This is a genomic window from Lysinibacillus sp. A1 (genome assembly GCF_000801965.1).
In the GTDB taxonomy this organism is placed as follows: Bacteria; Bacillota; Bacilli; order Bacillales_A; family Planococcaceae; genus Lysinibacillus; species Lysinibacillus fusiformis.
This window is the reverse complement of the sequence record NZ_JSZM01000033.1, coordinates 1-26,765: the sequence shown is the minus strand read 5'-3', so window position 1 is coordinate 26,765 and position 26,765 is coordinate 1. Positions and strand designations below refer to the sequence as shown.

The window sequence follows — 26,765 nt, the reverse complement described above, 5'->3', positions numbered from 1 at the left end:
CCTATTAACTAATCAATAATTCTATTAGACGTTTCTTGAATAATGGATTGTCAATCGTCTTACAAACTGTGGCATTAGGCATATGCCCGGCAAATCCATCTGAAATGGCAAGCTTACTACCGTCATTTAAGATTACTTGACCATAGGCAGCAGCTTCTGTCGTACACACATAGCAATAACATAATTTGTCCTCCACAACGATTTCATCCCATAACACAACCCCCATTGCTACCGCATCTGGTAAATCAACAATATGTTCATTACTTCTTTCTAAATTATACGCAAGCAAGGAACGGTTACATTGAACAGAGAACACAGCCTCCTCTTTACCGCTCGCTAGTAATACATCCATATCTTCCTTATTCCATGCTGCTTCGCCTAAACATACATCAAATCCAATGATGGTAGTAGGTATACCAGAATTAAGCATAATACTATAGGCCTCTGCATCTACATACACATTAAATTCAGCAACAGGTGTTGTATTTCCAGGGCCAAAGCCAGAAGTACCCATTGTGTAAATATGCTTGACCTTTTTCATTGTCTTTGGTGCTTTTAATAGAGCAAGGGCAATATTTGTAACGGGACCAATCGTTACAATTTCGATTTCGCCAGGGTTATTTTCAATCAATTCAAGAATCGCATCTACGGCATGCTTGCTTTCTGGCAAAAGTGTGGGATGTATTAAATGACAATCGCCCATTCCATCTTCACCATGAACATTCACAGCTGTAACTAAATCACGCATAAGTGGTTTGGCTGCTCCAACATAAAGCGGTGGCTTTTGACCATTCGCAACCTCAATTGTCATTAGTGCATTTTTCGTCGCTAATTCAATCGGGACGTTGCCACAAACAGTGGTGATCGCCTCTACTTTTAGATTAGTTGATTTTAATGCCATAATTAAGGCTACCGCATCATCACTTCCAGTATCTGTATCAATAATTAATTTCCTCATAACAAGACCTCCCATTCATATTTGCTCTGATTATATAATTCAATCTATAATGAAAATAGGTCAAATGACCAAAACTAAAAAGATGGTGAACATATGGATTTTCAAGCTATTGTGAACGATGCACCAGCGCCTATTAAGAAAGAATTTATTTATAGAAAACATACAAAAGGCAGCCCTATCATTCACCCGCATGAACAAAATAATTATCTTTATATCCTTACTACAGGAACGGCAGAAGTGTATAGACAAAGCTATGAGGGAGCAATGCTGTCGCTTTATATTTATGATTCTTATAGTTGTTTTGGGGAAATAGAAATTTTTAATGAAAAAATGAAAACACTCGGTGTAATCGCGAAACAAAATTGTGAAACGATAGCTATCCATAAAACAAAGGTGTACGAATGGATGAAAATCGATTTTAATTTTAATGTTTATATCGTGAAACAACTTGCCTCCAAGTTAACATTAAGCTCAGATACTACAGCAAAATTATCATTGCTAACTGTTAAAGACCGTATTTTATTAAGCATACATAATCACTATAAAATCGGTGATTTAGATCATCTTACAAAGCAAATTTTATCAAGTGAGGTCTGTGCCCCCATTAGAAGCTTAAATCGTTCAATTAGTCAGTGTATCAATGAGGGCCTTATACATTATAAAAATAAAAAATTCACTATTCATTCATTTGAAGAAATAGAAAAACACCTTAAACATTTTTTATAAAGATACTATCTTTTGTTTCCATTGGAGAACGGTAGATTTTTCTAGCACATAAAAAAGTCGGTTTCCTATGTGTTCAGGATACCGACTTTTTTTGTTTCATCTAATTTGGTCCATTACCTAAGGAAACATGTATTAACCGTCCTTACTACATTCGTAGAGCCTCTTCACCCCTACTAATTCCTGTCGGTTAAATTCCATTTTGTATATATCGGGCTTGGTTGTTTGTAGCAAAAAATCTACATTGTACGCTTCATGATAGTATCCCATCATCAAGGTCATGACTAATGCGTGAGTTCCTATTACTACTTTCTGTCCCTCATAGGTATTTAATAGCTCTTTTAAAACTTTTACAGCTCTTTTTTGACAATCGTTATTTGATTCTCCACCCTCTAATGCTAAATTGGGGTCCAAGAAGGATTTCTCTAATAGCGGAAATAACTCACTATCAGGTAATCGCTTTTCTTCTGATGAAAAAATTCGCTCTTTTAATTCTTCACAAACGATAACTTCTTGACTCAGTTGTTTAGCTAATGGCTCAACAGTTAAAATGGAACGAGTATATGGACTGGATATTATAGTTTCAATTCCCTCACCCCTTAACAGTTCAGCGATACTTTGAGCACCTAATTGGCCGTTCACAGTTAACCCTCTTGTCCGGTCATTTCCATCATACGGAGATTCACCGTGCCTCACCATATAAATAAACGTCGTTTTCCCTTTAACAAATGCCACTAATCACTCACCTCGTGTATTATTTAGCAGGAACCATATATTTGTTTCAATGATATTCCAAAAATATATGGTTTATCCTTTTTTATAATCCATTTTATAGAACGAATCTGGATGAAATGAGTTTCAAAAAATGTAATTTAACACCAAATCAATCACCCTGAAATTCGATAAAGAAAAAAGAGTTGCCTATAAGACTCAAATATTCTTATTCAACATTAAAGAGCACCATTCTTTTTCAGGAATGATGCTCTTTTAAACCAAATCTACTTATGTTCAAATATATAATTGACAACTGTTAAATGACGCTCCAACGGCGTGTTTACATATATCCTAGCTTGTTAAGAAGACGGTTCATTATTATCGCCATTTCAGCACGGGTTGCAGTTTGATGTGGTTTAAAATCACCTTCCTTATCACCTATCATAATACCGTTGGAAATGATTTTTTGCACTGCCTCAGTAGCCCAATTGGATACTTCTTTGGAATCATTGAGAGATATCGAATAGTTTACAGAAGCATTTGAAGAAGTGCTGCTACCATATTCAAGTACTCTCGAAAGGATGACCGCAAGTTCTTCCCTTGAAACAAATTCATTCGGTCGGAAACTACCGTCCTCATACCCATTCACAAATCCAGCTTCTGTTGCAGAGGAAATCGCCTCTTCATACCATTGACCAGAAATATCGGATAATGCTGCAGTGTGCGCCGGCTCTGGGATGCCTATTGCTCTGACCAATAGTGCGGCTGTCTCCGCACGCGTTAAATGGGCATTCGGGTCAAAGATTCCCTGTCCTTTTCCCTCAAAGATAAGCATTGAAGCCAACTTTTCCGCTTCTTTTCTGGCCCAATGTCTTTTCATATCTGCAAAAATTTGTTGGTTTACAAAATTTAAGTACAAGCCATCACTGCTGGCGGGAAGCAAGGCATAGACTTGGCCTCGGATATTTTCATAACGGACCGGAACATATTTCAGTTGCTTAAGCTGCTCGTTCCATACCGTTACAATCGTATCTGTAGGGTTATCGGAAACGGCTATGCGTCTTTCAACCTTGCTGCCTAATTGTGTGATAGCAATTCCAGCTTCGTCTGCAATACTCATATTAATTTTAAATTGAATAGGGCCAGACAATAATTTTGCACCTCGGGATTTCAAATCATTTAATAAAGGAACTGGAGCTTCCGTCCCTCCAACGTAAATTGAAAAGTTGATTTTATCGCTGTTTTTCCCTACAAATTGGTTCTTTGCAGAAGCAACTAATTCAGAGACAGGTAGTTTCATTATTCCACCAGCTGTTGTTATTTGAAATGCAAACGAAGGATTCAACTTGAGTAATTTGTGTGCCGTTTCTCCGCTCACCTCGAAATATCCCTTTGCTGTCTTCTTATCGAGCTCAATAAAGCCAGATTTCACTTGAGACTGGGTAAGGTTCATTCTTTCCTTTTGATTATTTTGGTTAATAAAATCAATGTAAAAATGCGATTGTTGCTGTTCAGATTCGTTAGTAGGTTCCTTAGTTGGTTCTTTAATAGGTTCTTTTGGCCCCTCAACATTTGTATTATTCCTTAAAACAATCAAATGAAACTGTCGACTATCTGATTCCAGTCCTTTTGTTACCGTAGCTGTAAGGGTAACTGATTGGTCTCCAGATGATGGCTGGGAAACGGAACCGTCAGCAGGATTAATCAGCTCTGCCCGACTAGAAGTCCATGTAATGGAAGAACCATTCTTCCCTGTAGCTGGAAGGCTTAACCGATTTCGTACGTGCTTTTCGTCATCACCAGCTGTGTAACCAATCGCAAGTAGCTTAATATCTCGAGCCACTGCCTCTTTATCCACCATATCAGTAGCTAAAATCGTTAGGTTATATCGGATTTTATAAGTTGTCTGATTCGCATCAACCTCTGCTTCTAGCGTTATGGCTGAGTCGCCAACTGGGTAAGCCGGCCGATGCACGGCTCCTGTTGTTGCATCAAGTAAGCTGTTGTCCGAAGACGTCCAGCGAATGGGACGACCTGCATCATCTGCACTTGGTAACCCAACATTTGACTTCACCGCATTGAACGTTTCTCCTGTGGCGAACACTGGCTTTGGAGTAGCATAAACGGTTAGCTTACCTATGTCGTTTATAACCTCGTAATTGGACAAACGGTTCAATGGATCAAGAAGCTGTGCAGTAATATCATAAACACCTTCAGCGCTATCTTCCCTCGCTGCTGAATCATATTTTGCCGTAATGGAGTCATCGGCAACAGCGCCTGTAAGATTACCAGTGAATGGAGGATTTGCTTTACCTACCCAGCGTGATACTGAATCTGTCGCAACGCGAAGCTCGGCTTTTGTAACTGTTAGCACTCCCTCCTCCATCACAACCTGATAATTACTAAGCTTGTTTTCGGGATCAGATAAGGACGGAACGATTTGATACAATCCTACTGAGCTTGATTCGGTTGCTGCTGTCGAATAGGTCGCTAGAATTTCATCTCCATTCACAATTCCAGTGATTGAACCACTCAAAGGCGGATTGCTTTGTCCATATGCCCGGGATTGATTCGCAACCATGACGGTTAAAGGTGCTGGTGTCACAGTTAAAGTACCTGGTGAATAGGTGATTGTGTACTTCGTTGATGCCAAACCACTGGCTGTTATATTATAATTGCCGATTGAGCTTGAAGTATCAGCTACTGTCCAATACACTGGTTGCCCGATGGAGGCAGCTGTGTCCCATGGCATCAGGCCGTTATAGTTCAGTGTAAAATTGTTGTTAGATGTTCCATATTGTCTAGACACATTGTTAGGCGTTACAGTAAGCGGGGCTTTGTTGACCGTAAGTGTTGTTGTCTGTTCTGCCGCAGGGTAAGGATACGAAGCTTCTGTCGATACTTTCAATTCATAGCTTCCCGCAGCTTGCCTAAGTGAATAGGAGCCCGAACCAATACCTGCTGAATTGGTTGTGATAAAACCTATAGTACTTCCATTAATGGAGACAGTAATTCTCTTTCCTGCGATAGGCCCATCAGGTGTTGTCAGCATTGCTGAAATAACTATCGTTTGGCCGTATGTACCATTCAAAGGAGACACTGCGAGCGTAGTTGTATAATCCCTTGGTGATTGTCCGACATAGGTGTTAAAGCCGAAGTCATAATTTGTCCAATTGTTTTCCGTATAGGCTTGGCCCCCTCCATATACGTCGGAAGTATAAACCTTCCAAGACGTTTGCGGCGTATCACCGATTGAGGATGTTAACAGCATCGTATATTGCTGTCCCGCTTGTACTTGCGTCGGCTTATCGAATAATACGTTCACCCAGCCTCCCGGATTATAGGGAATATCCTTACTGCTAAATGTCGCAGTTGCTAGAGCAGCTCCAGAAACACTTTCACCAGCATAAATACTGAGCGTAAAAACAATACCTGAGCTTCCGTAATCCACCATATACAAATCGATTTTATTCAAATAACCGGACAAGCCTGCCGTAAAGCTTTGACCCTTTCCGTGCGCTCGAAAGATTCCACCCGGGTCCCCCGCTCCGGATGTTTGGTCAAGCGTATCAGCAGCTGATGCAGATCGAAGATCATTAAGTCTTTCTGGAATGACCACATTTTCCTCTTGTGCAGTATCATCAGTTAACATGACATCCGAATCGATAGGTGTCACAACAACATCATCATCGTTTGTATCATTTGCATCGGCAGACATATTCCCCCAGGGTAAACCAAATAGAAATAAAATGATGAAGATGTTACTTATTTTTTTCAAAGATAATTGCCCTCCTTTACGTGATTTGCCGTTTTTCTCTATGTATCATTATAGAAATACATACATTTTCACTATACTATAGAAAAAAAAAGAGTAATACTGAATAATGTTAATGATTAGCAAATTAACATTCAAAATTAATAGATTTTTGTATAGCATCAAATGTAAAGTGGACTGTAAGTAATAATCCGTTACTTAAAACCCTAAAGAGTTCATTCACACGACCACTTCAACTACTCTCAAATTAAGAAACCTACGAGAATAGTCACCCGTAAAGCTATAAAAAAGGTAGCACCTGAAATTTTTCCTGATGCTACCGACAAATTATCATATTTCTATCGTTTTTAAAGCGGGACTTAGTACAAATTCATATATATTCTTACATAATTTATTGAAACTGCTCTATGCATGTCGTCTTTGTACAACTAGTGAGAAGATAGCGTAACGACTGCTCCCTAGCAATTGCGTTTTGATCATCTCCCTATCCCCGATACACGAAATCATTTTATGAAAAACCCCGCGAACTTTTTATTGTTCGAGGGGTTTCTATCGTCATTGCCAAGCCTGCTCCTTACCATCCCACTGTTTAAAAAACTCTTCATCTGCCAATAGGACTTCATATATTGGGTTGAAAAATTGTTTAACAATACCTTTTTCTAGTATAGTTGTTGGCTCCCATGTCAGGTGACGTTGGTCAGACAATTCTTCAAGATAAGCCTGTAATTTACGGCCTTCTATGTTTTGTGTTTCTAATACCCTCTCAATATCTTCTACTATTTTTGAAGTCATAGAGGGATATTGGAATATGTCAAGCAAGCCTTGGGCAACTACAAATTCAATTGGAGAGGTAGAGAGCTCCGCTAGCTTCATGTCTAGCATCGACGGGAAAGTAATGGTCGTCGGCGCTATTCGATTTTCTATAAAGGTTATTTTAACTTCTATGTATGTAGTGATCGTATCCAATTTTGCCGGTATCTTTAAGTGAATACGCGAATCCGTTATTAAACTTTCGATGTCATTTTCTAAAAATTGAACGCCGTCCTCTTGTATTTCGATCGAACAAATTTCTGTAAATGCCTGTTGGACTATGTCGTTTTGATACGCGCTTTTTTGTGCTGTGAGTGTTAGTTCATTCGGAGGCATCCCTACTCCTTCAGCTAATGTAAAGAAGAAAAGATCCCCTTCTATGTAAAATTGATCATAATAGGATGATGTTGATAAACGGTAGAGAAGTCTTTCCTGACAATAAAATGCTACTAGTTGCTCAATGCTTGCTTTTTTCATTTCTGCCATTTTTGTTAATTGCGTAATTACATCTGCTGTTATTGTATTGATTTTCTCCATAAACTTCCCTCACCTTTTTGATTTTTCAGATTTTTAACTATAGAATTTAGACTTTTACTAAAATTCTTGCTTTTATTATTACTTATTTTACTAGCATAGTAAACGGTAATGTATACCAGCATAATTTTGGCAACAAAAAAACTGCCAGCAACTCATGCGACAGCGTCCAACAATTAGACAAGGGGCAGCCTCGCTCATGCGAAACTACCCCTTTAGTATTTATAGGTAACATTTTCGTAAATTGTAAAAGTCTCAACCCAATCATCTGGGGAATATTATCTTGAAACAATAGTTGTTTCATCACCGCGGTAAAATTCCACTGTGTGCTCTCTAACTTAAGCAACGCAAACCCTACCATCTTTTGCGTCCTTGCAGCCCCAAAGCATGCGCCAGTGTGAATAAGTATCTACAAAAACAAAAAGCAGAATGCCAGATTACTGAAATATGCCACCTAAAATAGCACGTTTTCAATTATAGCACTCTATATTAAAAATGTAAAGCACTAATTATAAAATCTCTCAAACACCATACGAATTATCGTTCAAAAATAAATAGAGTTACCAAATGGGATGTCATTCTTTTCTCGAATAGATTAAGGCACCACCTGATCCCATCATCATTAAATGTTTACCAGAAGGAGAAAATCCACATTTTATAGCACCATCCAAACGCTGTATATCAATAGCTGTAGCATTGCTAAAATAGCTATAACGGGGTGTAAATAGATAATCGAGGACTACTGTTGCACGTGGCCACCATGGGTAAATGACTTCAACCTGCCAGCCGTCCGATGTCACATGTATCCCATCCCCCGCTTCCAAGCCAAAAATGAAGGTAGTTTCTTTTGATAATGGAGAGTGAAAGGTTATGCGATCCTCACTGACACAGTCCTCCGTCAATTCTGCATCTCGTTCACGATGAAGACAAAGACCCGTTATCGGTTCAGTGATACTATAGCCCGACCCACTTATGAGGATGATATTTTCATCTTGATCCCATCCACAGGCTCGTACACCATTGGCAGGAATGATCGTTTCATGCTCCCACGGACTCGGAGGTTTTGTAGCTTTCAATGATTGTGCTTTGGCTAATAAATCTAGTTCAAAAGGGGTTCTAATTTCGCTATTCGTCATATATTTGGAGCCTCCTTATTTTTGCCCTATAAGTAAATAGAGGCCTGTCTTAAAACAAGCCCCTACACTTCGAGAACACCATAATGAAACTTAGCGGTCACTCGCTCATATTGCTGAAAATGATACTTCGTAAACCATTCTGATCGAAAATGAGCCTTCAGCACCACACGCTTTTTCGCGACCCGCTTCGCTTCTTGCACCCATTCATCAGTTAAAGTAACATGCTCACCCACTCGGCGTAAAGCCTCGAAATTATTGGATTCTTCAATAGCTTCCTCAAACATTGGATCCATATAAACGACATCAAACGCATTCGCTGGCAATGTTTTTAAATAACGAACTGCCTCGGACTGAACGACCTCGATTTGTCGCATACAGGCCGTTAACGGTAGCTCTGTTGTATCATAACTTTGCATGCCCTGCCCGACAATAAAGGCGACATTTGGATTTGCTTCTAGGCCTACAATGCGCCCTGTTTCCCCAACCATATAAGCGGCTAACATCGCATCCGCCGCTAGTCCAAGCGTACAATCCAGTACTGTATCTCCTAGCTGAAGCTGCGTGGCTTCTAAAAATGGCTCTGCCTCACCTCGAGCAATCCGTTTTAAGCGAAATGCCGCAGAATTAGGATGGAAGAAAAACGGCTCCTCTACCCCATAAGCATAATAATCATAGCGATTTTTCCCTGCCACTATAATATTTGCCTGAAACGCCTCTGACATCTTCCGAACAGAGCGCTTTTTCCTCGGCTCAAATGTAGCCCCTAATGTTTGACACGCAAAAGCAGCGAGCGCCATCGATTCATCGTCTGGTCTGCCCGCTGTTGTTACAATCGTATTTATTGCTCGCATGTTTGTTCTAATACGCCAGTTAAATGGGAAACGATTTGCTCCACAGGGAAGCCTTCAATTTGTTCACGTGGAATAAAATAAGCCAATTCCCCATCCTTTAAAATCGCCATGGAAGGTGAGCTTGGTGGTACTTCATCGAAATAACCACGCATTGCTGCAGTCGCCTCTGGGTCCTGCCCCGCAAACACTGTCACAAGATGATCCGGCTTCACTGCCGCAATCGCCTCACGCGCTGCTGGACGAGCAAGCCCTGCCGCACAACCACACACCGAGTTAATGACTACTAACGAGGTCCCCTTCGTCTCTGCCATAAATTCATTTACCGCATCAGCCGTCGTCAGCTCCGTAAACCCAGCTCCTACTAGCTCCTCACGCATCGGTTTCACAACCTGCTTCATATATTCATCATAAGCGTTCATGCTTTTACCCTCTTTCATATGTATTCGCAAACCTAATTATAGCAAGGTTTTGTGTGAATGTACAAAGACATGCTTTTTGCCTCATTTCGTAGGTTTTAGGGGGAAATGTGACTTTTTCGTGATTTTGGTGACTTTTTTGTGTAACGGATAGTAGTTTTATTCGGGTCGTTATACACCTAAAAAATGGTATATATACAATTAGCCACCCATCATCGACAATCATGTGTAAACATGATTGTCGCTACACCCATATCAGTCATTGTTCGTGTGATACCTAAAATAGCTTCATTTTTAATCCTAATTGTCCGGCAGCCTCAGCCAACTTTGCAATTTCAGTGGCAGCAGCAGGTATCTCTTTAGACAACTTCGGGTTTAATCAGAGAAGAATTGGAATTCAGATTCAGTTTCATCCGCAGATTTTCAAACAACTGCAAAGGCAAATGCTCCAACACCCTTTGCTGTAATTGGTGCTGTGACATACATTAATATTTCTTACCAGCATTCATCAATCCATCGACAATTGAAGATAATCTACCCCCAACTTCCTTTATGCGTTGTCCATTGAGTCCATTGAGATGACTTGATTCGAAATTGGTCTGTAACCTCTGCTAATTCACGTTCTAAGTGATTGTATTGTGCTTGTGTGTGGTTAACAGCATTGGCTTGTTGTTAAATCTGTGCTGGGGATGCAGTACCTGAAGCAACAAGTTCATCATACCTACGCCGCTGCTCTTGCAATTTAATTGATGCAGCATCAAAGGACAACTTTAATTCACAATTTATTTAGCCCATACAAATTAGCAAAATCAGTATGTTTTGAAAAACCTTCATTAATTTTACCGAAAGGAAGCATATTACATTTAGATATCAGTTCATCCCTAAAGTTACAAAATAGCCATCTATACGAACTATTTGATAGATGGCTATTCGCTGTATGGGAAACGATGTGCATATTTATAAATTTTTGACTTACTTATTACCATTCATGTGTAATAGACGCGTCATCTGCTTTACTTTCTTTTGCCGCCAATCCTAATGAAATATCTCCAGTAGTAATTGTAACCGAACCAGTAAACCCAATTGTCATATGTGTATAATGACCAAATATATTTGATCTAATATCACTAGAACTTGATCTATTTGCTTCGACTGATAAATAACCTGTATGAGAGTATCCTGGTTCGCCTTTTATATCAAATAATGTTGCTACTCCATTATTATTTTTTTCGTTTGATCCTGTATAATATCTATCTGATCCGTGAATATCTCTAAATATATAACGGAAATTAATAGTATTGTCATATCTTACAACGTTTGCAGAGTGTGTAATCGCAAATGCATCTTTAAAGAATACCTGTGGTCCTTTTTTCCACATAAATTCATTTTTCAGCAATACTCGTCCGTTTGTAAGCTTTGTAGAGGATAGAGTCATTGCTAACCAAGTGCTATTATTGATACCCACAGCAAACTGTTCTAGTTTATTCATTTCTCTAAAAGCTTCTGCTTCAGAATATTTAGTTACTTCCAAAGTCCCTTCAGGTAGATATTTATTGGAAACAAAATTGTAATAATTTGTAACACTCTGTGATTCATCTGCAGCAGTTAAATCTTGATAATATTCAACATATTCTTCTTTTGTTACACTTGAGGCGATGTCTTCGCTGAAGCCTAATGTTGTTAAATGTTCAATTTCTTCGGGAGTCAACTCACTTGCACTTGCATTTGTACTAAAGATTGTCAGAATAATAAATGTTAAAAAAGGCATAGCTAAAAATCTCTTACGAATATTCATAGTTTTTATCCTCTCCATTTTTTCTTAATTAAAATTAGTTTCAAATGCCTTAACCAATTGTTCCCATTGTTTTACAACTGAACTCCAACTTTGTTCAGGGAAGCTGTTAGCAGTATAGTTAGACAAACTTAATGCTTCTCCAACCCTTAAAATGTATTCTGTATCCGCTTCTTCCCATTTTCCTACCTCAAATAAATCACTTTTTGGCAAAGGCTCTAAAAAATTGTATATGCTCTGTAGCATCTTTTTTTCTTCATCATTCAACACACTACTTGCGAAGTTATTAGTTATTACCGAATCAACTAAAATGCCTTTTACCTTTTCTAGCTGATTGATTACAATTTGAGGGTCCTGCCAATCGTTTTCTTTTTGATTATTTATTGCTAAATTTAATTCATACAATTTGAGGTTTAGGTTGTAAATGAAGTATTCTTGTTTCCTCGAATTATTTTCTGTAAACTTCACTACAAAAAATAAATTCATTAGTAAGCTAATGGGCAACAATATTAATAACGTTTTATAAATCTTTGATTTATTAATCATATCATCTCCTATAACTTATTTATTTTTACATAATTTACAAATATTACAATAAATAAATATTAAATTTAATTTACAAAAATGTCAATAATTAAATTTTTTTAAGGGAGGCACAACATCTGTTGGTTTTTTCACCTATGCAAAGAATGTTTCTGCCGTAGCAGTTACAACTCCGTTTTGTGTATCGACTGTATGCTTAATGATACCATCAATAAGTGGTAGTGCTTCATCAACAAATGGATATTGTTTCACCTTTTTACGCATGCTTTTCGACTGTTTCCAGGGATTTTTTTAGGGGAATGTTACTTTTTATGTAAAGGATAGTATTTTTAATTAGAGTCGTTACACACAAAAAAATGAAATTAGCAAAATCATAGTAACTTATGTCATGGCAATAAAAAAAGCCCAGGCTCAAAATTAATTGGGTACCTGGGTTTAAGTGCTATAAATCACATTATTCTAACTCATTATAGATACTAGATAAGGTTTTCCCATCGATTGTAGCATTTTCAAAAAGTTCATCTATATATTAAAACCCTGAGTAAAAGAATCTTTTACCCTAGATAAATAATACTTTTTTAAATCTTTACTAATCCAATATCTATCCCCTTTATAAATGAATAATATCTCTTCACCGATTAATATTTTTTTGCAATTCAATGTATTCTTCTAGTCTCATTTTTAATAGCCCTCTCCTCTTTGTCCATTCACCTAATCATGTCTATGCGGAGCTTTAGCGTGTGCATGGTCTGTATAATTGATGTCCATATCAGCGTTTTTGTAGGTAAACTACGCTCCTTAACTTTTGCTTTTTCACCATCTTTTTGCATTTTCGTAAGCTTTTGCTTCAAAAAATCTACAATTTTATTATAAATCCATGTACCTACTACTATTGTAACACCCGCTACAGTCTGTCACGTACTCCAACTTTAAGTTCTCGAAACAAGAGCTCTCCACTCTTCAACCATATATAATAGCTAGAACGTAAGACTGTACACCCCCAAACTTTCAGTAAAATCGCAAGCAACAAGGTCATATTTTTTTACTCATATGTAAGGTTTTCATTTAGCACCTGAACATTGTATGTTTTTGGTTAATTTTGTAGAATGAATGAAAGGGGGGCGAGCTAGCATGGAATTCTCAACAGAAAGATTAATGATTAGACCTTTTAAGAATACCGATTTACAGGATGTATTTGCGATTTATAATAATGAAGATACTTGTAAATTCCTATTACATAATCAATGGACTCATGAAAATATGGAGAAAAAATTTAATAAGAAACTAGCGAATGGTATACTCTCTCAAGAGTCAATGTTAAGTTTGGCAGTTGCCTATAAGAATAAAGTAATTGGTGATTTGTCTGTATGGTATACAGATATGAAAGATACTGTTGAAATTGGATATAGCTTTTCCAATGAAGTGGCTGGGAAAGGTTTGGCAACCGAAGCAGTAAGTAGTTTAGTAGTTCAATTATTTGATGTTTTTAATGTACATCGTCTACAAGCTAAGCTGGATGCACGGAATATCGCTTCACAAAAATTATGTGAACGAATAGGCATGAGAAAAGAAGCCCATTTCACACAAGATTTTTGGAATAAAAATGAGTGGACCGATAGCATTGTGTATGGCATGTTAGCCTCTGATTTGAAGGAGTAGAATTATTTACTGTGCTAACGGAGGGCTCATACTTTACCATTTACTATTGTTCAGCCCTCCAGTTAGAACATATTAACAAGCATTCAAATTATCATAAGAGGATGCTTACTAAAAAAATTATTCAGCTTTAAGCTTCGAAGTCTTCATCCAATTGACGCTTTACTGAATAATGTAGTGTCATCCTCTTCCCTTACTTTTACTATTTATTTTGTAATCTGAAATAAAGAAAGAGAGTGAAAGCCCTAGTAAAATAACGGGGAGGAAAAAGAGTCCTGCATCATATTTGACGGAATGCTCCATTTTTATGCCAAACAAATAGATGAATAATGTAAATGAAAAACATAATGATAGTGTCCCTGCTAAACTTTTCATTCAAATCCTCCTTATGTCAATCAGATAAAATAAAACATGAATAAGTACCTGGCCCACTACTAATTATTTTCCTTTTACAGCCCCTTCAATTGCAGCTATCCACTCCTTTCCACCGTACCTTCCCTATCAAACATCTTCATTCTTTGAGAGATAAAAAAGTTTAAATCAAGCACGGCTCATCTACGTCAGCTAGATGTATTCCTCACTATAAATTTGGATTCAGATTCCATGCATAAGCGGAAAAATCAGACATTGAGTTGTTCATAACAAACGGCCGCCATCCGATTTAAGCACGTATAATAAATATTCGCCACCTGATCGTACCGGAAATTCATTATGTCCCATTTCAATTTCACGAAAAAATATTTTCTGTAGGTGGGCTTGAAATTCGTTTAAACGATAAGTGACTTGTCTCGCTTCTAGCGTAATTATGTAACTGCCGCCTTATGCACTTATAGAATCACGGAGATTAACATCCCAGTTTAGACACCGTTACATAGCTCCCCATTGATTATTTACGGCACATTCTATAATATACTTATCATTACCCAATATTCCAATATTAGGTTAATTGAAAGCCATATGCTTCCTTTTGGCATTCTTCATCAGCCTGTATTTTAGTGGTTCCTCAAATAGAATATAGTCCCATAAAAAATGAAAGTGGTGGTTAATCATTAGTGAGCATGACTATAAAAAGTATAAAATTTATCCAAAATCAGAAAGATATACGGCTGTGTTTTTATTGGCTTCTGTAATGGTTTGGGGAATTTATGATCGGATTATGACAGGGGAGATCGGGGCTCCGTGGTATATAATCATTTCCACTTCTGTATTTAATACCTTCCTTAGAACATATTATGCAAGAAAAGAAAAAAGGCGAAACATGAATATGTAATGATGGCTAAAATGGATGTAGTCCCTATCTGAAGCAGGTGCTCGTGCGCTTGCATTTTTTGATCGTCGATTTTCATACAGTTCGTTAATCGCTTAGTCTCCGTTAAAAATACCTACACCCTTCCACTTCATCTGTTTCCTTTTGTATCCCATTCAATTTCTCCTTCATGAATTCAACTTTTAACTTTTTTCTGATGTGTCCTATGACATTTATCGCTAATCATTTGGTTAGGCATACATATTATAAAATTATCGAAAGGAGGTTTATCATTATGTCTGGATACTATGGTGGTAACGGTGGAGGCTACGGGAATGGTACAGGGTTTGCACTTCTCGTTGTTCTATTCATACTTCTCATAATCGTTGGAGCTGCTTTCCTGTATAATTCATATTAATACCTTTAAAAGGGAACACCCTATTAATCCGTCCCGTGAAAACAATAAATCCTCCAATACTGGTAATAACAATAATCCATGCACCTATCTATTTTATGAGTCACTTTCGGGTGACTCTTTTAATTTTTTCCGCCTCCCTTTTCATTACGAACGACATGATAAAAAGCCACTCCGACATGGGATATGGCCTTCGACATAAAATTAATCAAATTGTATAGTCTGTTGCACGATGGATACCTTATAAACGTCTTTCGTATTAATTAATATCGATTTGAAATGTTCTGTTTCTGTAAAGGTATACCATGGTTTCTCGTTGAACCCATTAAAAACTTCTTCTGTAAAAGTTTCTTGTCCAATATTAGTTTTGATTTTATATTCTTCTTCGCGACTTTCGTTAAAGTGGAACTTCACTGTATATTCATAATCCACGAACCAACACCCCCCATCTATCTTTATCATGTGATAAATAGTATGGAAGTAATCAAAAGAAATATAAATGTAATAAAATCCCATGTCATTGTAAGAGTTCTTATATAATCCATAGAAAAAAACCAGGTACTCATTATAAATGAGCGCCTGGTTTTATTATTACCCGATAATGGGTATTGAAAGCATGCAAATATTAAAGTTTTACGATGTTTGCAGCTTGTGGTCCACGTTGACCATCTTCGATTGTGAATTCTACTTTTTGGCCTTCTTCAAGTGATTTGAAACCTTCACCTTGGATAGCTGAGAAGTGTGCGAAAACGTCTTGTCCGCCTTCTACTTCGATGAATCCAAAACCTTTTTCTGAGTTAAACCATTTTACTGTACCTTGTGTCATTTGAATGACCTCCATTAATTGTATTAAATAAAATCTTACATCGTTCAAGAAAAAATTCACATATTGCAAAAAGTATCAAAAAAACACGATTACTCTTTGTAATATGTGAATTCATTGTTTCTTTAGGACCGATTTTATTAATATCATTGTATAATAAAAAACCATATTTGTCTAGTACTAAGTAAAAAAATCCATAAACAATTATTTGGCTCGTTATATGTTTGCGTGTATTTCTAAAAAAACTCAGGTAATCAAGTCACTTGATTACCTAGAGAAAATTGTTTTTTCATGATTATTTTCCACTTAAACCTTTAGTAATCCTCGAAAACCTCTAGCTGCATAATAAGAATCTGCCCCATTATGATAGAGGAAGATTGTGTCGTAGCGACGATCACAGAAGATAGCCCCGCCCAGTTTACGGATTTTTTCAGGGGTTTGAATCCAGCTTGATGTTTTTAAATCGAATTTACCTAGTTGCTGTAACTCACGATATTGTTCTTCCGTTAAAAGCTCAATCCCCATTTCTGCTGCCATATCCATTGCGGTCGTTTCGGGTTTATGATTTTTTCTTGCTTCCCATGCCTCTCGGTCATAGCATACACTTCTGCGACCTTTTGGACTTTCTGCCGAACAATCATAAAACATATATTCATCCGAATTTGGATGATAGCGAACGACATCCGGTTCTCCGCCAGTTGCTTCCATTGCATGGAGCGACCACAGTTTATCTACATTCGCTTCCAGCTTAGCCTGGATATTTGTCCACTGAAGGCCTTCGTGGCGATTCATATTTTTCTCAAATCGAGCTTGCAATGTTTGCAATAGTTCCTCGCGTTGTTCAACTGATAGTTCTTTATTTGTCATTTTAGTTTTCTCCCTCACGCTTAAATGATAATCCCTCTTCTTCCAATGAAGCTCTCATCATGGGGATAGACGCTGGTCCAATTCCATGAATTTTTAATAAATCTTTTTCGGTGTATTTGGATAGTTCATGCAAGGTATCAATCCCCTCGTGAACTAAGGCATTTCTTGCAGGAGAACTCAGTTTTGAAAGGAAACCACTCGTAGGCTTATTTTCTTTATCGCAGGTCGGGCAGCTTGGACAATCTGTGCTTTTGTAAAAACGATGTCCTTTTTCGCAAAACCTTAAACGTTTTTCTGCTTTCACTATCATCCCTCCAACATACATACTATTTGTTTATAGTATCATATTTCACTTGTCGGAATGAAAAGAAGAACTGGATCAAAATTTGTTCGATTTAAAACGTTTGTAATTGGTTATCTGTTAAATTCTGTACGCCCATATATTGAACTTTTGGTTCACCATCCACATATTTAACCACTGCATATCTTTGTATATTTGGCTTTAGCAATCCCCGAGCATCCATTGGCCAACTTGCAATGTCCTTCTTGAACATTTCCTCAGAAGTGACCGTCACATCTTTTGTTAAGGAATAATCTAAGCTATTAAATTCAGAGTCAAGAAATGTTACATAATATACATCATTAGATACTTTATAGACATCCTGATAATTACGATGAATGGAATCGAAATAAAAGCCAGTTGGATAAATATAAAACTTACCTAACTCATAAGTTACAATGCCTTGGCTATCTCTCGATGGAAAATTCATACTATCTATAGCAAGGTCAACGCCGAATACCTCTTTATATTTCGCTTGTACGATAGCTCCATCGAAAACCATTTCGCCATTTTCCGAATACTCATGATCAATATTGTACTTCTGGACAACGTCTAACACTAAAGTCATAACAATTTGCGGGTCATGATGATTAATGCTTCTCATACTACTAAATTCATCTAATGCCTCAACAATCTCTTTCTTTTTATCCTTCTCCAGTAATTCTTCTTTCCCTACAATATTATTTACACTCGGCGAAAGAGTTGCAAGGGTTTTTCCAACAATAGTGGCTGGACTAGAAGCGTCAAAACCGTAATTTTTCTCAGCAAAATTACTAATCAGTATGGGACGTTCCTCTCCATCATATCGTTCAAATTCTTCTTCGAACGTCATTCGATCTGTTTCTTCATCATTTAATGTATAAAAGAGATCGCCTTCATTATTATGACCGAAATTACCGGACACTACTAATTCCATCTCTGATTTTTTGGGATCCTTTGCGTAAACCCATATGTTGTTATTAGCAATACCTTGACTCATTTGATGGGAAAACATTTTAACAAAGGTACGACCATCCTTCCCCTTTACTAAAGAAACATTCATGTCACAAGCGGAACATACTAATTTATCAATTTCACTTGAAAAAGATAGCAACGCATCTTCTCCATTTGGATTTCCCGTCCAAATTTCTTGTATGTAATTATCTTTATTACGATGAGGATAGGCAGATAGCGGGTAGTCAATTCCTTTCATGAATGTATAAACCTCATTAACACCATCATTATCAAAATCAACTAATTCCGCATATAAAACGCCTCTATCATGCTCATTTTCTGCAAAAGTATGCATGTCATATGTATAACCTAATGTTTCAACTGCTTCAGATAGTTTTTCATATAATTGACGATCGACTACTTGCTTTTGCCTCTCTTGATCGTTTGTGACTATTTTTTCAGCATCCTCAGCTTTAGCAGTAGGTGTCTCCTTTACTCCGTTAGAGCATCCGTACATTAGTACAACTAGAAATAATAATAATAAATAACTTTTTTTCATTTAACACTACAACCTTTCAATACCTTAATAATATCTATATCAATTTCCTATATTTACTACTTTATACCAATATCACTAAGCTGTATCTAGTAAAATTTTGATTTTACGTAAACACTATAAGAAAATAACCAAAAGGATGTTTATATAAAAGATATTATTATGTTACAAAATGTATTTCCGTCCTAGTAGCATGATAAATTGATGATAATTACATTCTTTCTGAATCGAAAAGTAATGCCCCGTTGTCATTCAAAAAAATTTGGCGTAATTTGCAAGTTGGTAGTCAGTGTTTGCTAGTTACATGGCGTGATGAAAAAGTTACTATATATACTGTTCCGTTTAAACACAACTTCTTAAAGACAATAAATGAATAAAGGAGCCTGATACATTGACGTTACCTACCTCTACTCGTATTAAAATGCCATTAGGATTTTGGGAGGGGCTCCGTCAATTAGGGATAGCCCCCCACGATGTCATCCGAAAAGCACAATTACCTATCACTTTGATGACTGAACCAACTGTTTCGCTAGCACAATATTACGCGATTTGGCAGGCATATGCCGATCACATGGACGACATGGCTAAAGGAATCATCCAGCTGGCAACTAACTTTGATAGCAATCATTACCCACCAACCGTCTTAGCAGCTTACCATGCTCGTGATTTCCGTGATGCTCTCAACAGAATGGCACGCTACAAGCAATTGTGCCCGCCTGAGAGCCTCCGTATTACTGAGGAGGGAGAAAATTGTACAATCGAGCTGCAATGGTCAGATAGGGAGCAGTCGGGTCCGCCGATGCTTGTTGGCATCACACTGGCCTTTCTTCTTGAGCTAGGACGACGAGGAACGGATAGCCCTTTAACAGCAAAATGCGTTGAATTTTCACATTCAATGGGTGATATCCAAACGCTTGAAGCCTATTTCGGTTGTCGTATCCAGATAGGAACAAAATGGAACAGGTTGACGTTACATCGAGAGGATTTGGACCGCCCCTTCTCTTCATATAATTTAGAGCTATTAGAGATGCTGACTCCGCCTCTAGATCAATCATTGAGCGAGCACCAACAAAGCCGTTCGCTTACCGAGACGGTCAAGTGGATGATGAAACGTAGCTTAATGGGAGGACGCCCAGACATTCTGACGGTTGCCAGCGAGTTAGGGATGAGCGACCGTACTTTACAGCGTCGGCTTTCAGACGAATGTACGAGCTTTAAGCATCTGTTAATGGAAGTTAGACAGGAGCAGGCACAGGTTTATTTAGCAGACTCCTCTCTTGATATTAAAGAGGTCGCCTTTTTAATTGGCTATGAAGATCAGAACTCGTTCTACCGTGCCTTCCGCCTTTGGGAAGGGGATACACCAGCAAATTGGCGTACTAAACATATAGAAACAAATGTTTAAATTACTATAATAATAAAGGAGAAATAGAGTATGGATATGGGATTGAACAATAAAACAGCTTTAGTTACTGGATCAACGAGAGGTATAGGGAAAGCTATTGCTTTTGAGCTAGCCAAGGAAGGTGTTCATGTACTCATTAATGGGCGAAATTATAATGAGGTAGAACGCATTGTAAATGAAATAAAATCAGCCTACCCATCTACTTATCCTCAAAATGCAACAGCCGATATTGCAGATAGCCTGCAAAGAGAAGCCTTATTCGAAAAGTATCCTCATATAGATATTTTAGTGAACAATATGGGTATTTATGAAATGATGTCATATGAAGATGTTGACGATGAGATATGGGAAAAATACTTCCGTACGAATGTTCTTGCGGCTAATAGTCTATGTAAATTTTACTTACCTACAATGCTAGAAAATGAATTCGGCCGCATTATTTTTATCGCGAGTGAAGAGGCCATTATGCCTTCTGGGCAAATGCCTCAATATTGTATGACAAAAACGATGCTCCTCTCTTTGTCAAAAAGCCTATCTCAATTAACAAAAGGAACAGAGGTTACCGTCAATACAATTATGCCTGGCCCAACACTTTCTGAGAATGTGTATGCAATCATTGATAGTATGTATGCTAATCAAGAGATGAGCTTTACCGAGAAAGAACACAAATTTATGACTACAAACCTTCCTCAATCGGAAATACAAAGGTTTATCAAACCCATTGAAATTGGGCGAATCACTACCTTTATTTGTAGTCCCTATGCTTCCGCCTTTAAAGGCTCTCCGATTCGTATGGACGGAGGTATGATACCGACTATCTTTTAATATGTAGAGCTCAAAAACGGAAAGCCAATGTCACCACTACGGCGAGTCGAACTGTCTATCTCATGTGTCACCGCCCTTTAACTTATGCTATAAAAGCCATCAAGAGTGTGAACTCTCGATGGCTTTGACCGTTTGAACGGCATATTTTTATACTGTTATTTACCTTCTATCAATTCATTACTGTACATGAACTGTATATGTTCCGTTCTCATTCGCAAATTTATAAACATATAAATAATACTTTCCAGGCTTTGCATTCAATTTACCGTTTATCATGTTTCCGTCTTCCTGTCCAAAAGACGCATAATTTTGGCTATCTGATTCATGATAAAGCACCCATGTCATGCCAATTTGGTTTTCATTTAAAACTGATATATCTATTTCTTTAGGAGATGTAACATTGAATTCGTATACATCCGTATGATCATCCTCCATTAAACTACCGTTTAGTAGTATATTAAATGGAAGCATAGTGGCTTCTTCTGGACGATTGTTTGGTTCTATCTCCGTTTTGGTACTATTTTGTACTTGAACGGTATATGTTCCATTTTCATCATCAAACTTATAAACGTATAAATAATACTTTCCTGGTTTCGCATTGTACTTACCTTTTATTGTCTGTCCATCTTCCTGTCCATATGCTACATAGTTTTGCTTATCAGATTCATGATAAAGCACCCACGTCATGCCAATTTTATTTTCATTTACGACAGAAATATCAATTTCTTCTGGCGATGTAATGTCAAATTGATAGATATTTGTATCATTATCAATCAAACTACCTTTTAGTGGTTTATTGAATGGAATGATCGTCGCATGTTCTTGCCCTGTCTGTCCTCCTTGCCGTACAGTGGCAGTTGTTTGCCCTTTACTTTCTTGTCCCTTATTATTTTTCACGGTTAACGTCACTTTGTAAGTTCCTTCATTTTCGTATACATGAGTAGGATTTGCTGCTTCACTTGTTGCGCCATCACCAAAATCCCAAAGATAAGAAACTATTTCTCCATCCGTATCCTTTGACCCATCACTGTTAAATTGAATTTTTTCATTGGTCGTACCAGCATATGGACCATTTACCTGTACAATTGGTGCTTGCGTTTCACCGTCATCAGTGGAAACGCCGTGGAAGACTACATCATACTCGAACTGGTTTGCCGCATTTACACGATAGTTGACAAAGTACGCAGTCAATGTTTTATAGCCGCTCCACTCTTTTTGAGACAGTTGCTCCAGCATTTGGTTTACTTGCTTACTCATCGTTTTCCAATCTTGAGATTCTCCTTGTGTAGCACCACCTACATATGTTCCCTCGAGTGTAAACGTATTAAAAAATTGAGACTGGTGTTTCGTCATATTTGCATCTTTCACATGTGCAATATCGACAATTTCTTGCTGTACTTCGTTTAACGCTTTTGGTTCATGCGGCATTAAATAACCCTCTGCTACTTGTGGCACCTCGTATGTTTCTTGGTTATCGATCAATTGCTGCATATACGCTTGATATTCCATATTCAACTGTGAATCTTTACTTAAAGTGTCACGATAGGCATCATAATTTTTCACATCGTTCGCGCGAATTAAATCTTGAATTCTATCAAACATATCGAATTGATGAGTATACATATAAGACTGTAAAGCAAATGAATAATTGTAAAAATCCCAGGAACCGTATGTGGCAAACATTGTTTGTTCAGCTGTATAGCGTTGTGATGGATCATGTGACAACCCACTTATAATGCTCTTACGAGGCACAACGTCATTTGTACGTGTTGACCCTGCAAAAAATTCTGCATTCCCTTCCTGGAACCATGTGAGTCGCTCATTTTGATACATATCACCCGTCCCGAATAGACCAGGCACCTCAAATCTACCTTGTAAAAAATGCGTATATTCATGACGGAACAGCTCTTCTAAGCTATAAATACTTTGCTCAGGTGTACGTTCATATGTAAAGAATGTTCCAGTCTCTTCAATATAAATACCACCATTATTTGTTTCATATCCGTACAATTGACGGTTTAATCGATATTGATCGGGAGAGTTATAAATGACAACTGTTAAGACATCGTCAGCATTACCTGGCTCTAGTGCTTGATCATTCCCGATTACACGATGATATTGTGCCTTTACCTCTTTTGCCGCCCAGTATAATCTTTGAATTTTATCTTCCGTTACTTGATCTCCCGTTTTGAATACAATAGATCCATCATCAAATGTATATGTTTTCGGTAGATACTGTTTTTTTCCTTCTTCGCGTACTTTTTGTAAATCAACGGTATTTCCATTTAAGTCACGTCCATCATAATTTGTCGTAATTTGCTCTACTGCCACAAAATAAGCTTCACTTAAATAGGGATACATATGCATCGCTTGTGTAACTACTTCTAAACCTTTATTCGGATTGCTATGGAATTGCCCTAAACGCCCTGCATAATAAATGCCATTATTAATTAACCAACTATTGCTATCCGTCACATTATGTATTAGGGCAATGTTATTAACTTCCTCTATGAAGCTATCAATCTTCCCATACCACATCGTTGTATTGGCCTCTTTACGAGTGTCATATAAATACGACTGCATATCATAATCAATGCCGTGTATTAAATCGTAAATAGCTTGTCCTTTTGAATTCTCACGTTCATAGGTAGAAAGATTTTCATTATATTGTTTTAAAATCTTCGTAGCATGTTGAACGGTTTCCACATCACTAGAAGCATTACCTATTAATTTTCCATAGGCAGATACAACTTTATCTTGCTCATCTGTACCAAGTTTAAAGTTTGGATTTTTAGCTATTTCATTTAAGGCTGGTAAACATTTATCTTGGAAACTTCTCTCATTTAAATAACCTAGTTCATTATTATAAAACGCTACATAAAAAGCAGAACGCAGTACCTCAACAAATGTTTCGATCCCCTTTGAATCATCCTTCGTAAACGAATTTCCTCTATTCCCTAATTCATTAATGATTACTTGCATGCGCTCTTCATTTTGATAAAAAGCTTTTGTGTCATCATTGAATTGGAATAAGTCTGTAATTTGGTACCAACGGATACTGCCCAGCGTATGGATGAGGTCACGATCGCTCATTTTATTAAGCTCTGCCATCGAGTACTGCTCCTGCAATTGCTGTGTATCCATCTGTTCCATAATGGGTGCTGGATGTTGTGAAAAATCTCCAATTTCTAAACGTTCTTCATAGGATAATGTTTCTTCAGCCATTGTCGAATGCACCATTTCATCTTTCGACATTTCTATGCCAATGGGTTTCATTTGTAATACATTATACGGCGTTTTTTCTGCTGCCGATGCTTCCGCCTGTAGCCCACCTAACGAAATGGCCATTGTACTAACCCCAATTAACAACTGATTGAATGTAAATTTTTTCTTCATTCTATATCCTCCTATAGTCCTATGTAGGTTTTTTGGCAATTTAGTTATTATTTGGTACTATATTACCTATCTTAAAATAACATATTATGTAAAAATATCAACATTAAATGTTATATTTAGGAATATTTTCTTCCATATTTTGAACACTAAGACACATTTAGATTGTTTCCTTATTAAAAAAACCCGAGATGCGGATTCTTTTTAGAAAGGAGCGACCATACAAGCGGAGAGAATTCCCCTCATTTCCTTCTTTCTCACTAGACAAACAAAGAAAATCCCCTCTATTTATGATATTCTTGAAAATAAATAAGCTAGTATAGGGTAAATACCATTTCTCTACCCTCCCCACCTACATATTATAGGTTGTAGAAAGGGGGGATCTTCAATGGGATACGGATACGGCGGAAATGTAGGTAATATGAACAACGGCGGTTGTTATTATGGCGGCGACAATGGCGGCAGCTATAACGGTTCATCTTTTGTATTAATCGTAGTTCTTTTCATTCTTTTAATTATCGTTGGCGCTAGTTTTATGGGTTACGGATACTAATACATCCCATTAGCACCTAAAAATATCCCTTCAATATAATGAAAGGGTCACTTAAACCAGCCTAGTGATCCTTTTGCTTTTCAGAAAGGAGCGATTCGTTTTTTGCAGCATTATAAACCGAACATCTTTATGAGAATAATAAAAGGGGTCATTGGCTCTGCATTACTAACGATAGGTCTCATGTTCATCGTAATCTCTGTAGACGATAAGCAATTTCTCCAAAATGTACTAGTAAGAATTATCGGTGTCAGCAGTATTTTTATAGGCATCCATTTATTACATAGACAATTTCATCCTCATTCATACAATAAACCAGGTACGCCTAAATAAAGGGTACCTGGTTTATTTTTTTACATTTATCCTAAAGTCGATAGATAGATAGATCTCTTTTTAATGGTGAAATCGTTATGATGGTCTAGAAATCCTAGTTATCTTATCATATAAATAGTAATGTTAAGCGAAAAGCGTTTAACAAGGCATCTCCTGATTTGTTACTATGGGGTACTTTCTATGAGTGCCCCTCCCATTTTTCGGTCACGCGATTTCATTACATTCGTATAAGAGTATTCAACATGATTGGTTGTGAATCCATGTTAGAGTTTATGTTAGCAATTTTAGCCAATGCATTGAATGGTTCTACGACTTTACATTCAACAAAAATCGATCGCAATACGGAAAGACTACGACAGTATGATTGGTTTGAGGAAGAATACCAAGATGATCGGTACCGCAGATTATTTTTTGCCAATCGTCACGTCAGAAAATATCTTCAACATAATAGACGAGTCAATCAGATGATGAAGAAAAAAAGAGCGCAAGCCAAGTGTATAGATTTTTCCACAAACAATTGAAAAATCGTCCTCTAGGTTGGTAGAAATAACTTCCAACAGAACGTATATTCGTGTATAATTTTAGTATACGAGTGAATGGAGGAAGAATATGAACGCAATTGATCTACTTGTATTAAATTTCGAGGAAGTGCGTAGACGTAGTATTAAGCTATGGACATCTATCCCTCAAGAAAAGTTACGTTGGAAGCCCGATCATGAGGCAATGTCTTGTATCGAGATGATACGACATGTGCTTGAAAGTGAACATTATTACCACCAGGCGATTAAAAATAAAGGCAGTCTAGGTACTTATGAATCTCCATTTGAAAAACGGCCTTACACCACTGTTGAAGCAGAACTATTATGGGCAGAGCCTTATCGACTTGAATTTATGGAAACGGTTCAATCATTCGCGAATGAGGATTTAACAAGGATTCAAATTGACCGCTCAGATGTAGGATACATAAGAGATTTGGGAGATATGTTGCTGAGGATTGCCTACCATGAATCCGTTCATACGGGGCAATTACTGGATTATTTACGAACAGCGAAAGTGACAATCCCGAAAATTTGGGATTAATAATGAAGAGGCTGGGACAAAACCCACCTCTAAATTAAAAAGCGTGTGAAATTTTACCATCAGTAAAATTTCACACGCTTTACATTTTTTC

At 37.4% G+C, this 26,765-nt stretch carries 25 protein-coding genes and 1 pseudogene; 9 read left to right on the top strand and 17 right to left on the bottom strand.

Annotation, left to right across the window (positions count from 1 at the left end; all coding sequences use genetic code 11):
- Nucleotides 1-4 precede the first annotated feature (4 nt).
- On the bottom strand, nucleotides 5-958 hold the full coding sequence (locus PI85_RS20645; RefSeq protein ID WP_036125495.1) for a nucleoside hydrolase: 954 nt from the start codon (nucleotides 956-958) through the stop codon (nucleotides 5-7).
- Between the two features lie 93 nt (nucleotides 959-1,051).
- Here PI85_RS20645 and PI85_RS20640 point away from each other — a divergent pair, with 93 nt between their 5' ends.
- On the top strand, nucleotides 1,052-1,684 hold the full coding sequence (locus PI85_RS20640; RefSeq protein WP_036125492.1) for a Crp/Fnr family transcriptional regulator: 633 nt from the start codon (nucleotides 1,052-1,054) through the stop codon (nucleotides 1,682-1,684).
- Between the two features lie 132 nt (nucleotides 1,685-1,816).
- Here PI85_RS20640 and PI85_RS20635 read toward each other — a convergent pair whose 3' ends face one another.
- The 9 genes from PI85_RS20635 to PI85_RS25115 form a co-directional block, all read right to left on the bottom strand.
- Nucleotides 1,817-2,380 (bottom strand): histidine phosphatase family protein, encoded by a 564-nt coding sequence (locus PI85_RS20635; RefSeq protein ID WP_036127882.1) that lies wholly within the window; start codon nucleotides 2,378-2,380, stop codon nucleotides 1,817-1,819.
- Nucleotides 2,381-2,735: 355 nt separating this feature from the next.
- Nucleotides 2,736-6,173: an immunoglobulin-like domain-containing protein gene (locus tag PI85_RS20630; RefSeq protein WP_036125491.1), complete on the bottom strand. Its 3,438-nt coding sequence runs from the start codon at nucleotides 6,171-6,173 to the stop codon at nucleotides 2,736-2,738.
- A 552-nt stretch (nucleotides 6,174-6,725) separates the two neighbouring features.
- Nucleotides 6,726-7,517 carry a nucleotidyl transferase AbiEii/AbiGii toxin family protein gene (locus PI85_RS20625; protein WP_036125489.1) on the bottom strand — a complete coding sequence of 264 codons (792 nt, stop codon included), beginning with the start codon at nucleotides 7,515-7,517 and terminating at the stop codon, nucleotides 6,726-6,728.
- A 572-nt stretch (nucleotides 7,518-8,089) separates the two neighbouring features.
- Nucleotides 8,090-8,650, bottom strand: a complete 561-nt coding sequence (locus PI85_RS20615) for a hypothetical protein (protein WP_036125487.1) — start codon at nucleotides 8,648-8,650, stop codon at nucleotides 8,090-8,092.
- A 62-nt stretch (nucleotides 8,651-8,712) separates the two neighbouring features.
- Nucleotides 8,713-9,501, bottom strand: a complete 789-nt coding sequence (locus tag PI85_RS20610) for a class I SAM-dependent methyltransferase (RefSeq protein ID WP_036125485.1) — start codon at nucleotides 9,499-9,501, stop codon at nucleotides 8,713-8,715.
- The gene (locus PI85_RS20605; protein WP_036125483.1) at nucleotides 9,489-9,920 is read right to left on the bottom strand and encodes a BrxA/BrxB family bacilliredoxin; all 432 of its coding nucleotides are present in this window, start codon (nucleotides 9,918-9,920) and stop codon (nucleotides 9,489-9,491) included. Before PI85_RS20605 ends, PI85_RS20610 begins: the two co-directional genes overlap by 13 nt.
- A gap of 976 nt (nucleotides 9,921-10,896) precedes the next feature.
- The gene (locus PI85_RS20600) at nucleotides 10,897-11,712 is read right to left on the bottom strand and encodes a hypothetical protein (protein ID WP_235318523.1); all 816 of its coding nucleotides are present in this window, start codon (nucleotides 11,710-11,712) and stop codon (nucleotides 10,897-10,899) included.
- A gap of 24 nt (nucleotides 11,713-11,736) precedes the next feature.
- Nucleotides 11,737-12,255 carry a hypothetical protein gene (locus PI85_RS24935; protein WP_233300658.1) on the bottom strand — a complete coding sequence of 173 codons (519 nt, stop codon included), beginning with the start codon at nucleotides 12,253-12,255 and terminating at the stop codon, nucleotides 11,737-11,739.
- A gap of 132 nt (nucleotides 12,256-12,387) precedes the next feature.
- Entirely contained in the window at nucleotides 12,388-12,516 is a 129-nt protein-coding gene (locus tag PI85_RS25115; protein ID WP_255350112.1) for a hypothetical protein, read from the bottom strand.
- Between the two features lie 867 nt (nucleotides 12,517-13,383).
- On the opposite strand from PI85_RS25115, the gene PI85_RS20590 reads away from it, so the two are divergent.
- Nucleotides 13,384-13,911: a GNAT family N-acetyltransferase gene (locus tag PI85_RS20590; protein ID WP_036125480.1), complete on the top strand. Its 528-nt coding sequence runs from the start codon at nucleotides 13,384-13,386 to the stop codon at nucleotides 13,909-13,911.
- Between the two features lie 177 nt (nucleotides 13,912-14,088).
- On the opposite strand, the gene PI85_RS20585 is transcribed toward PI85_RS20590, so the two are convergent.
- Nucleotides 14,089-14,283 carry a hypothetical protein gene (locus tag PI85_RS20585; RefSeq protein ID WP_036125479.1) on the bottom strand — a complete coding sequence of 65 codons (195 nt, stop codon included), beginning with the start codon at nucleotides 14,281-14,283 and terminating at the stop codon, nucleotides 14,089-14,091.
- Between the two features lie 1,166 nt (nucleotides 14,284-15,449).
- On the opposite strand from PI85_RS20585, the gene PI85_RS24055 reads away from it, so the two are divergent.
- Nucleotides 15,450-15,572, top strand: coding sequence for a YjcZ family sporulation protein (locus tag PI85_RS24055; protein ID WP_080709324.1), 123 nt, complete (start codon nucleotides 15,450-15,452; stop codon nucleotides 15,570-15,572).
- A gap of 201 nt (nucleotides 15,573-15,773) precedes the next feature.
- Here PI85_RS24055 and PI85_RS20580 read toward each other — a convergent pair whose 3' ends face one another.
- From PI85_RS20580 to PI85_RS20560, 5 genes are all read right to left on the bottom strand, one after another.
- Nucleotides 15,774-16,001, bottom strand: a complete 228-nt coding sequence (locus tag PI85_RS20580; protein WP_036125478.1) for a hypothetical protein — start codon at nucleotides 15,999-16,001, stop codon at nucleotides 15,774-15,776.
- Nucleotides 16,002-16,194: 193 nt separating this feature from the next.
- Nucleotides 16,195-16,395 (bottom strand): cold-shock protein, encoded by a 201-nt coding sequence (locus tag PI85_RS20575; RefSeq protein WP_008175097.1) that lies wholly within the window; start codon nucleotides 16,393-16,395, stop codon nucleotides 16,195-16,197.
- Between the two features lie 303 nt (nucleotides 16,396-16,698).
- The gene (locus PI85_RS20570) at nucleotides 16,699-17,259 is read right to left on the bottom strand and encodes a DUF4256 domain-containing protein (RefSeq protein ID WP_036125476.1); all 561 of its coding nucleotides are present in this window, start codon (nucleotides 17,257-17,259) and stop codon (nucleotides 16,699-16,701) included.
- A gap of 1 nt (nucleotide 17,260) precedes the next feature.
- Nucleotides 17,261-17,563, bottom strand: a complete 303-nt coding sequence (locus PI85_RS20565) for an RNA polymerase alpha subunit C-terminal domain-containing protein (RefSeq protein WP_036125474.1) — start codon at nucleotides 17,561-17,563, stop codon at nucleotides 17,261-17,263.
- Between the two features lie 91 nt (nucleotides 17,564-17,654).
- Nucleotides 17,655-19,091: a hypothetical protein gene (locus PI85_RS20560; protein ID WP_036125471.1), complete on the bottom strand. Its 1,437-nt coding sequence runs from the start codon at nucleotides 19,089-19,091 to the stop codon at nucleotides 17,655-17,657.
- Nucleotides 19,092-19,509: 418 nt separating this feature from the next.
- On the opposite strand from PI85_RS20560, the gene PI85_RS20555 reads away from it, so the two are divergent.
- Entirely contained in the window at nucleotides 19,510-20,493 is a 984-nt protein-coding gene (locus tag PI85_RS20555) for an AraC family transcriptional regulator (protein WP_036127873.1), read from the top strand.
- A 30-nt stretch (nucleotides 20,494-20,523) separates the two neighbouring features.
- On the top strand, nucleotides 20,524-21,318 hold the full coding sequence (locus PI85_RS20550; protein WP_036125469.1) for an SDR family NAD(P)-dependent oxidoreductase: 795 nt from the start codon (nucleotides 20,524-20,526) through the stop codon (nucleotides 21,316-21,318).
- A gap of 177 nt (nucleotides 21,319-21,495) precedes the next feature.
- Here the strand turns inward: PI85_RS20550 and PI85_RS20545 are convergent, their stop codons facing one another.
- A complete protein-coding gene (locus tag PI85_RS20545) occupies nucleotides 21,496-24,714 on the bottom strand; it encodes a collagenase (RefSeq protein WP_036125467.1) in 3,219 nt (1,072 codons plus the stop codon).
- A 466-nt stretch (nucleotides 24,715-25,180) separates the two neighbouring features.
- On the opposite strand from PI85_RS20545, the pseudogene PI85_RS25280 reads away from it, so the two are divergent.
- From PI85_RS25280 to PI85_RS20530, 4 genes and pseudogenes are all read left to right on the top strand, one after another.
- Nucleotides 25,181-25,264: pseudogene (locus PI85_RS25280) on the top strand (YjcZ family sporulation protein); the annotation flags it as partial.
- 102 nt (nucleotides 25,265-25,366) lie between these two features.
- Nucleotides 25,367-25,594, top strand: coding sequence for a hypothetical protein (locus tag PI85_RS20540; RefSeq protein WP_235318522.1), 228 nt, complete (start codon nucleotides 25,367-25,369; stop codon nucleotides 25,592-25,594).
- A 242-nt stretch (nucleotides 25,595-25,836) separates the two neighbouring features.
- Nucleotides 25,837-26,115, top strand: a complete 279-nt coding sequence (locus PI85_RS20535) for a hypothetical protein (protein ID WP_052323576.1) — start codon at nucleotides 25,837-25,839, stop codon at nucleotides 26,113-26,115.
- A gap of 88 nt (nucleotides 26,116-26,203) precedes the next feature.
- Complete coding sequence (locus PI85_RS20530; RefSeq protein WP_036125466.1) at nucleotides 26,204-26,674, top strand: DinB family protein; 471 nt, start codon at nucleotides 26,204-26,206, stop codon at nucleotides 26,672-26,674.
- The last annotated feature ends 91 nt before the right edge of the window (nucleotides 26,675-26,765 follow it).

What these genes read in the sequence shown, in the direction of transcription:
- PI85_RS20555 (WP_036127873.1), top strand. Translation starts at nt 19,510, where the DNA reads ATGCCATTAGGATTTTGGGAGGGGCTCCGTCAATTAGGGATAGCCCCC.
- PI85_RS25115 (WP_255350112.1), bottom strand. Translation starts at nt 12,516, where the DNA reads ATGCGTAAAAAGGTGAAACAATATCCATTTGTTGATGAAGCACTACCA.
- PI85_RS24055 (WP_080709324.1), top strand. Translation starts at nt 15,450, where the DNA reads ATGTCTGGATACTATGGTGGTAACGGTGGAGGCTACGGGAATGGTACA.
- PI85_RS20625 (WP_036125489.1), bottom strand. Translation starts at nt 7,517, where the DNA reads ATGGAGAAAATCAATACAATAACAGCAGATGTAATTACGCAATTAACA.
- PI85_RS20600 (WP_235318523.1), bottom strand. Translation starts at nt 11,712, where the DNA reads ATGAATATTCGTAAGAGATTTTTAGCTATGCCTTTTTTAACATTTATT.
- PI85_RS20610 (WP_036125485.1), bottom strand. Translation starts at nt 9,501, where the DNA reads ATGCGAGCAATAAATACGATTGTAACAACAGCGGGCAGACCAGACGAT.
- PI85_RS20615 (WP_036125487.1), bottom strand. Translation starts at nt 8,650, where the DNA reads ATGACGAATAGCGAAATTAGAACCCCTTTTGAACTAGATTTATTAGCC.
- PI85_RS20575 (WP_008175097.1), bottom strand. Translation starts at nt 16,395, where the DNA reads ATGACACAAGGTACAGTAAAATGGTTTAACTCAGAAAAAGGTTTTGGA.
- PI85_RS20560 (WP_036125471.1), bottom strand. Translation starts at nt 19,091, where the DNA reads ATGAAAAAAAGTTATTTATTATTATTATTTCTAGTTGTACTAATGTAC.
- PI85_RS20590 (WP_036125480.1), top strand. Translation starts at nt 13,384, where the DNA reads ATGGAATTCTCAACAGAAAGATTAATGATTAGACCTTTTAAGAATACC.
- PI85_RS20640 (WP_036125492.1), top strand. Translation starts at nt 1,052, where the DNA reads ATGGATTTTCAAGCTATTGTGAACGATGCACCAGCGCCTATTAAGAAA.
- PI85_RS20545 (WP_036125467.1), bottom strand. Translation starts at nt 24,714, where the DNA reads ATGAAGAAAAAATTTACATTCAATCAGTTGTTAATTGGGGTTAGTACA.
- PI85_RS20605 (WP_036125483.1), bottom strand. Translation starts at nt 9,920, where the DNA reads ATGAACGCTTATGATGAATATATGAAGCAGGTTGTGAAACCGATGCGT.
- PI85_RS20570 (WP_036125476.1), bottom strand. Translation starts at nt 17,259, where the DNA reads ATGACAAATAAAGAACTATCAGTTGAACAACGCGAGGAACTATTGCAA.
- PI85_RS20550 (WP_036125469.1), top strand. Translation starts at nt 20,524, where the DNA reads ATGGATATGGGATTGAACAATAAAACAGCTTTAGTTACTGGATCAACG.
- PI85_RS20645 (WP_036125495.1), bottom strand. Translation starts at nt 958, where the DNA reads ATGAGGAAATTAATTATTGATACAGATACTGGAAGTGATGATGCGGTA.
- PI85_RS20635 (WP_036127882.1), bottom strand. Translation starts at nt 2,380, where the DNA reads ATGGTGAGGCACGGTGAATCTCCGTATGATGGAAATGACCGGACAAGA.
- PI85_RS20530 (WP_036125466.1), top strand. Translation starts at nt 26,204, where the DNA reads ATGAACGCAATTGATCTACTTGTATTAAATTTCGAGGAAGTGCGTAGA.
- PI85_RS20535 (WP_052323576.1), top strand. Translation starts at nt 25,837, where the DNA reads ATGATTGGTTGTGAATCCATGTTAGAGTTTATGTTAGCAATTTTAGCC.
- PI85_RS24935 (WP_233300658.1), bottom strand. Translation starts at nt 12,255, where the DNA reads ATGATTAATAAATCAAAGATTTATAAAACGTTATTAATATTGTTGCCC.
- PI85_RS20585 (WP_036125479.1), bottom strand. Translation starts at nt 14,283, where the DNA reads ATGAAAAGTTTAGCAGGGACACTATCATTATGTTTTTCATTTACATTA.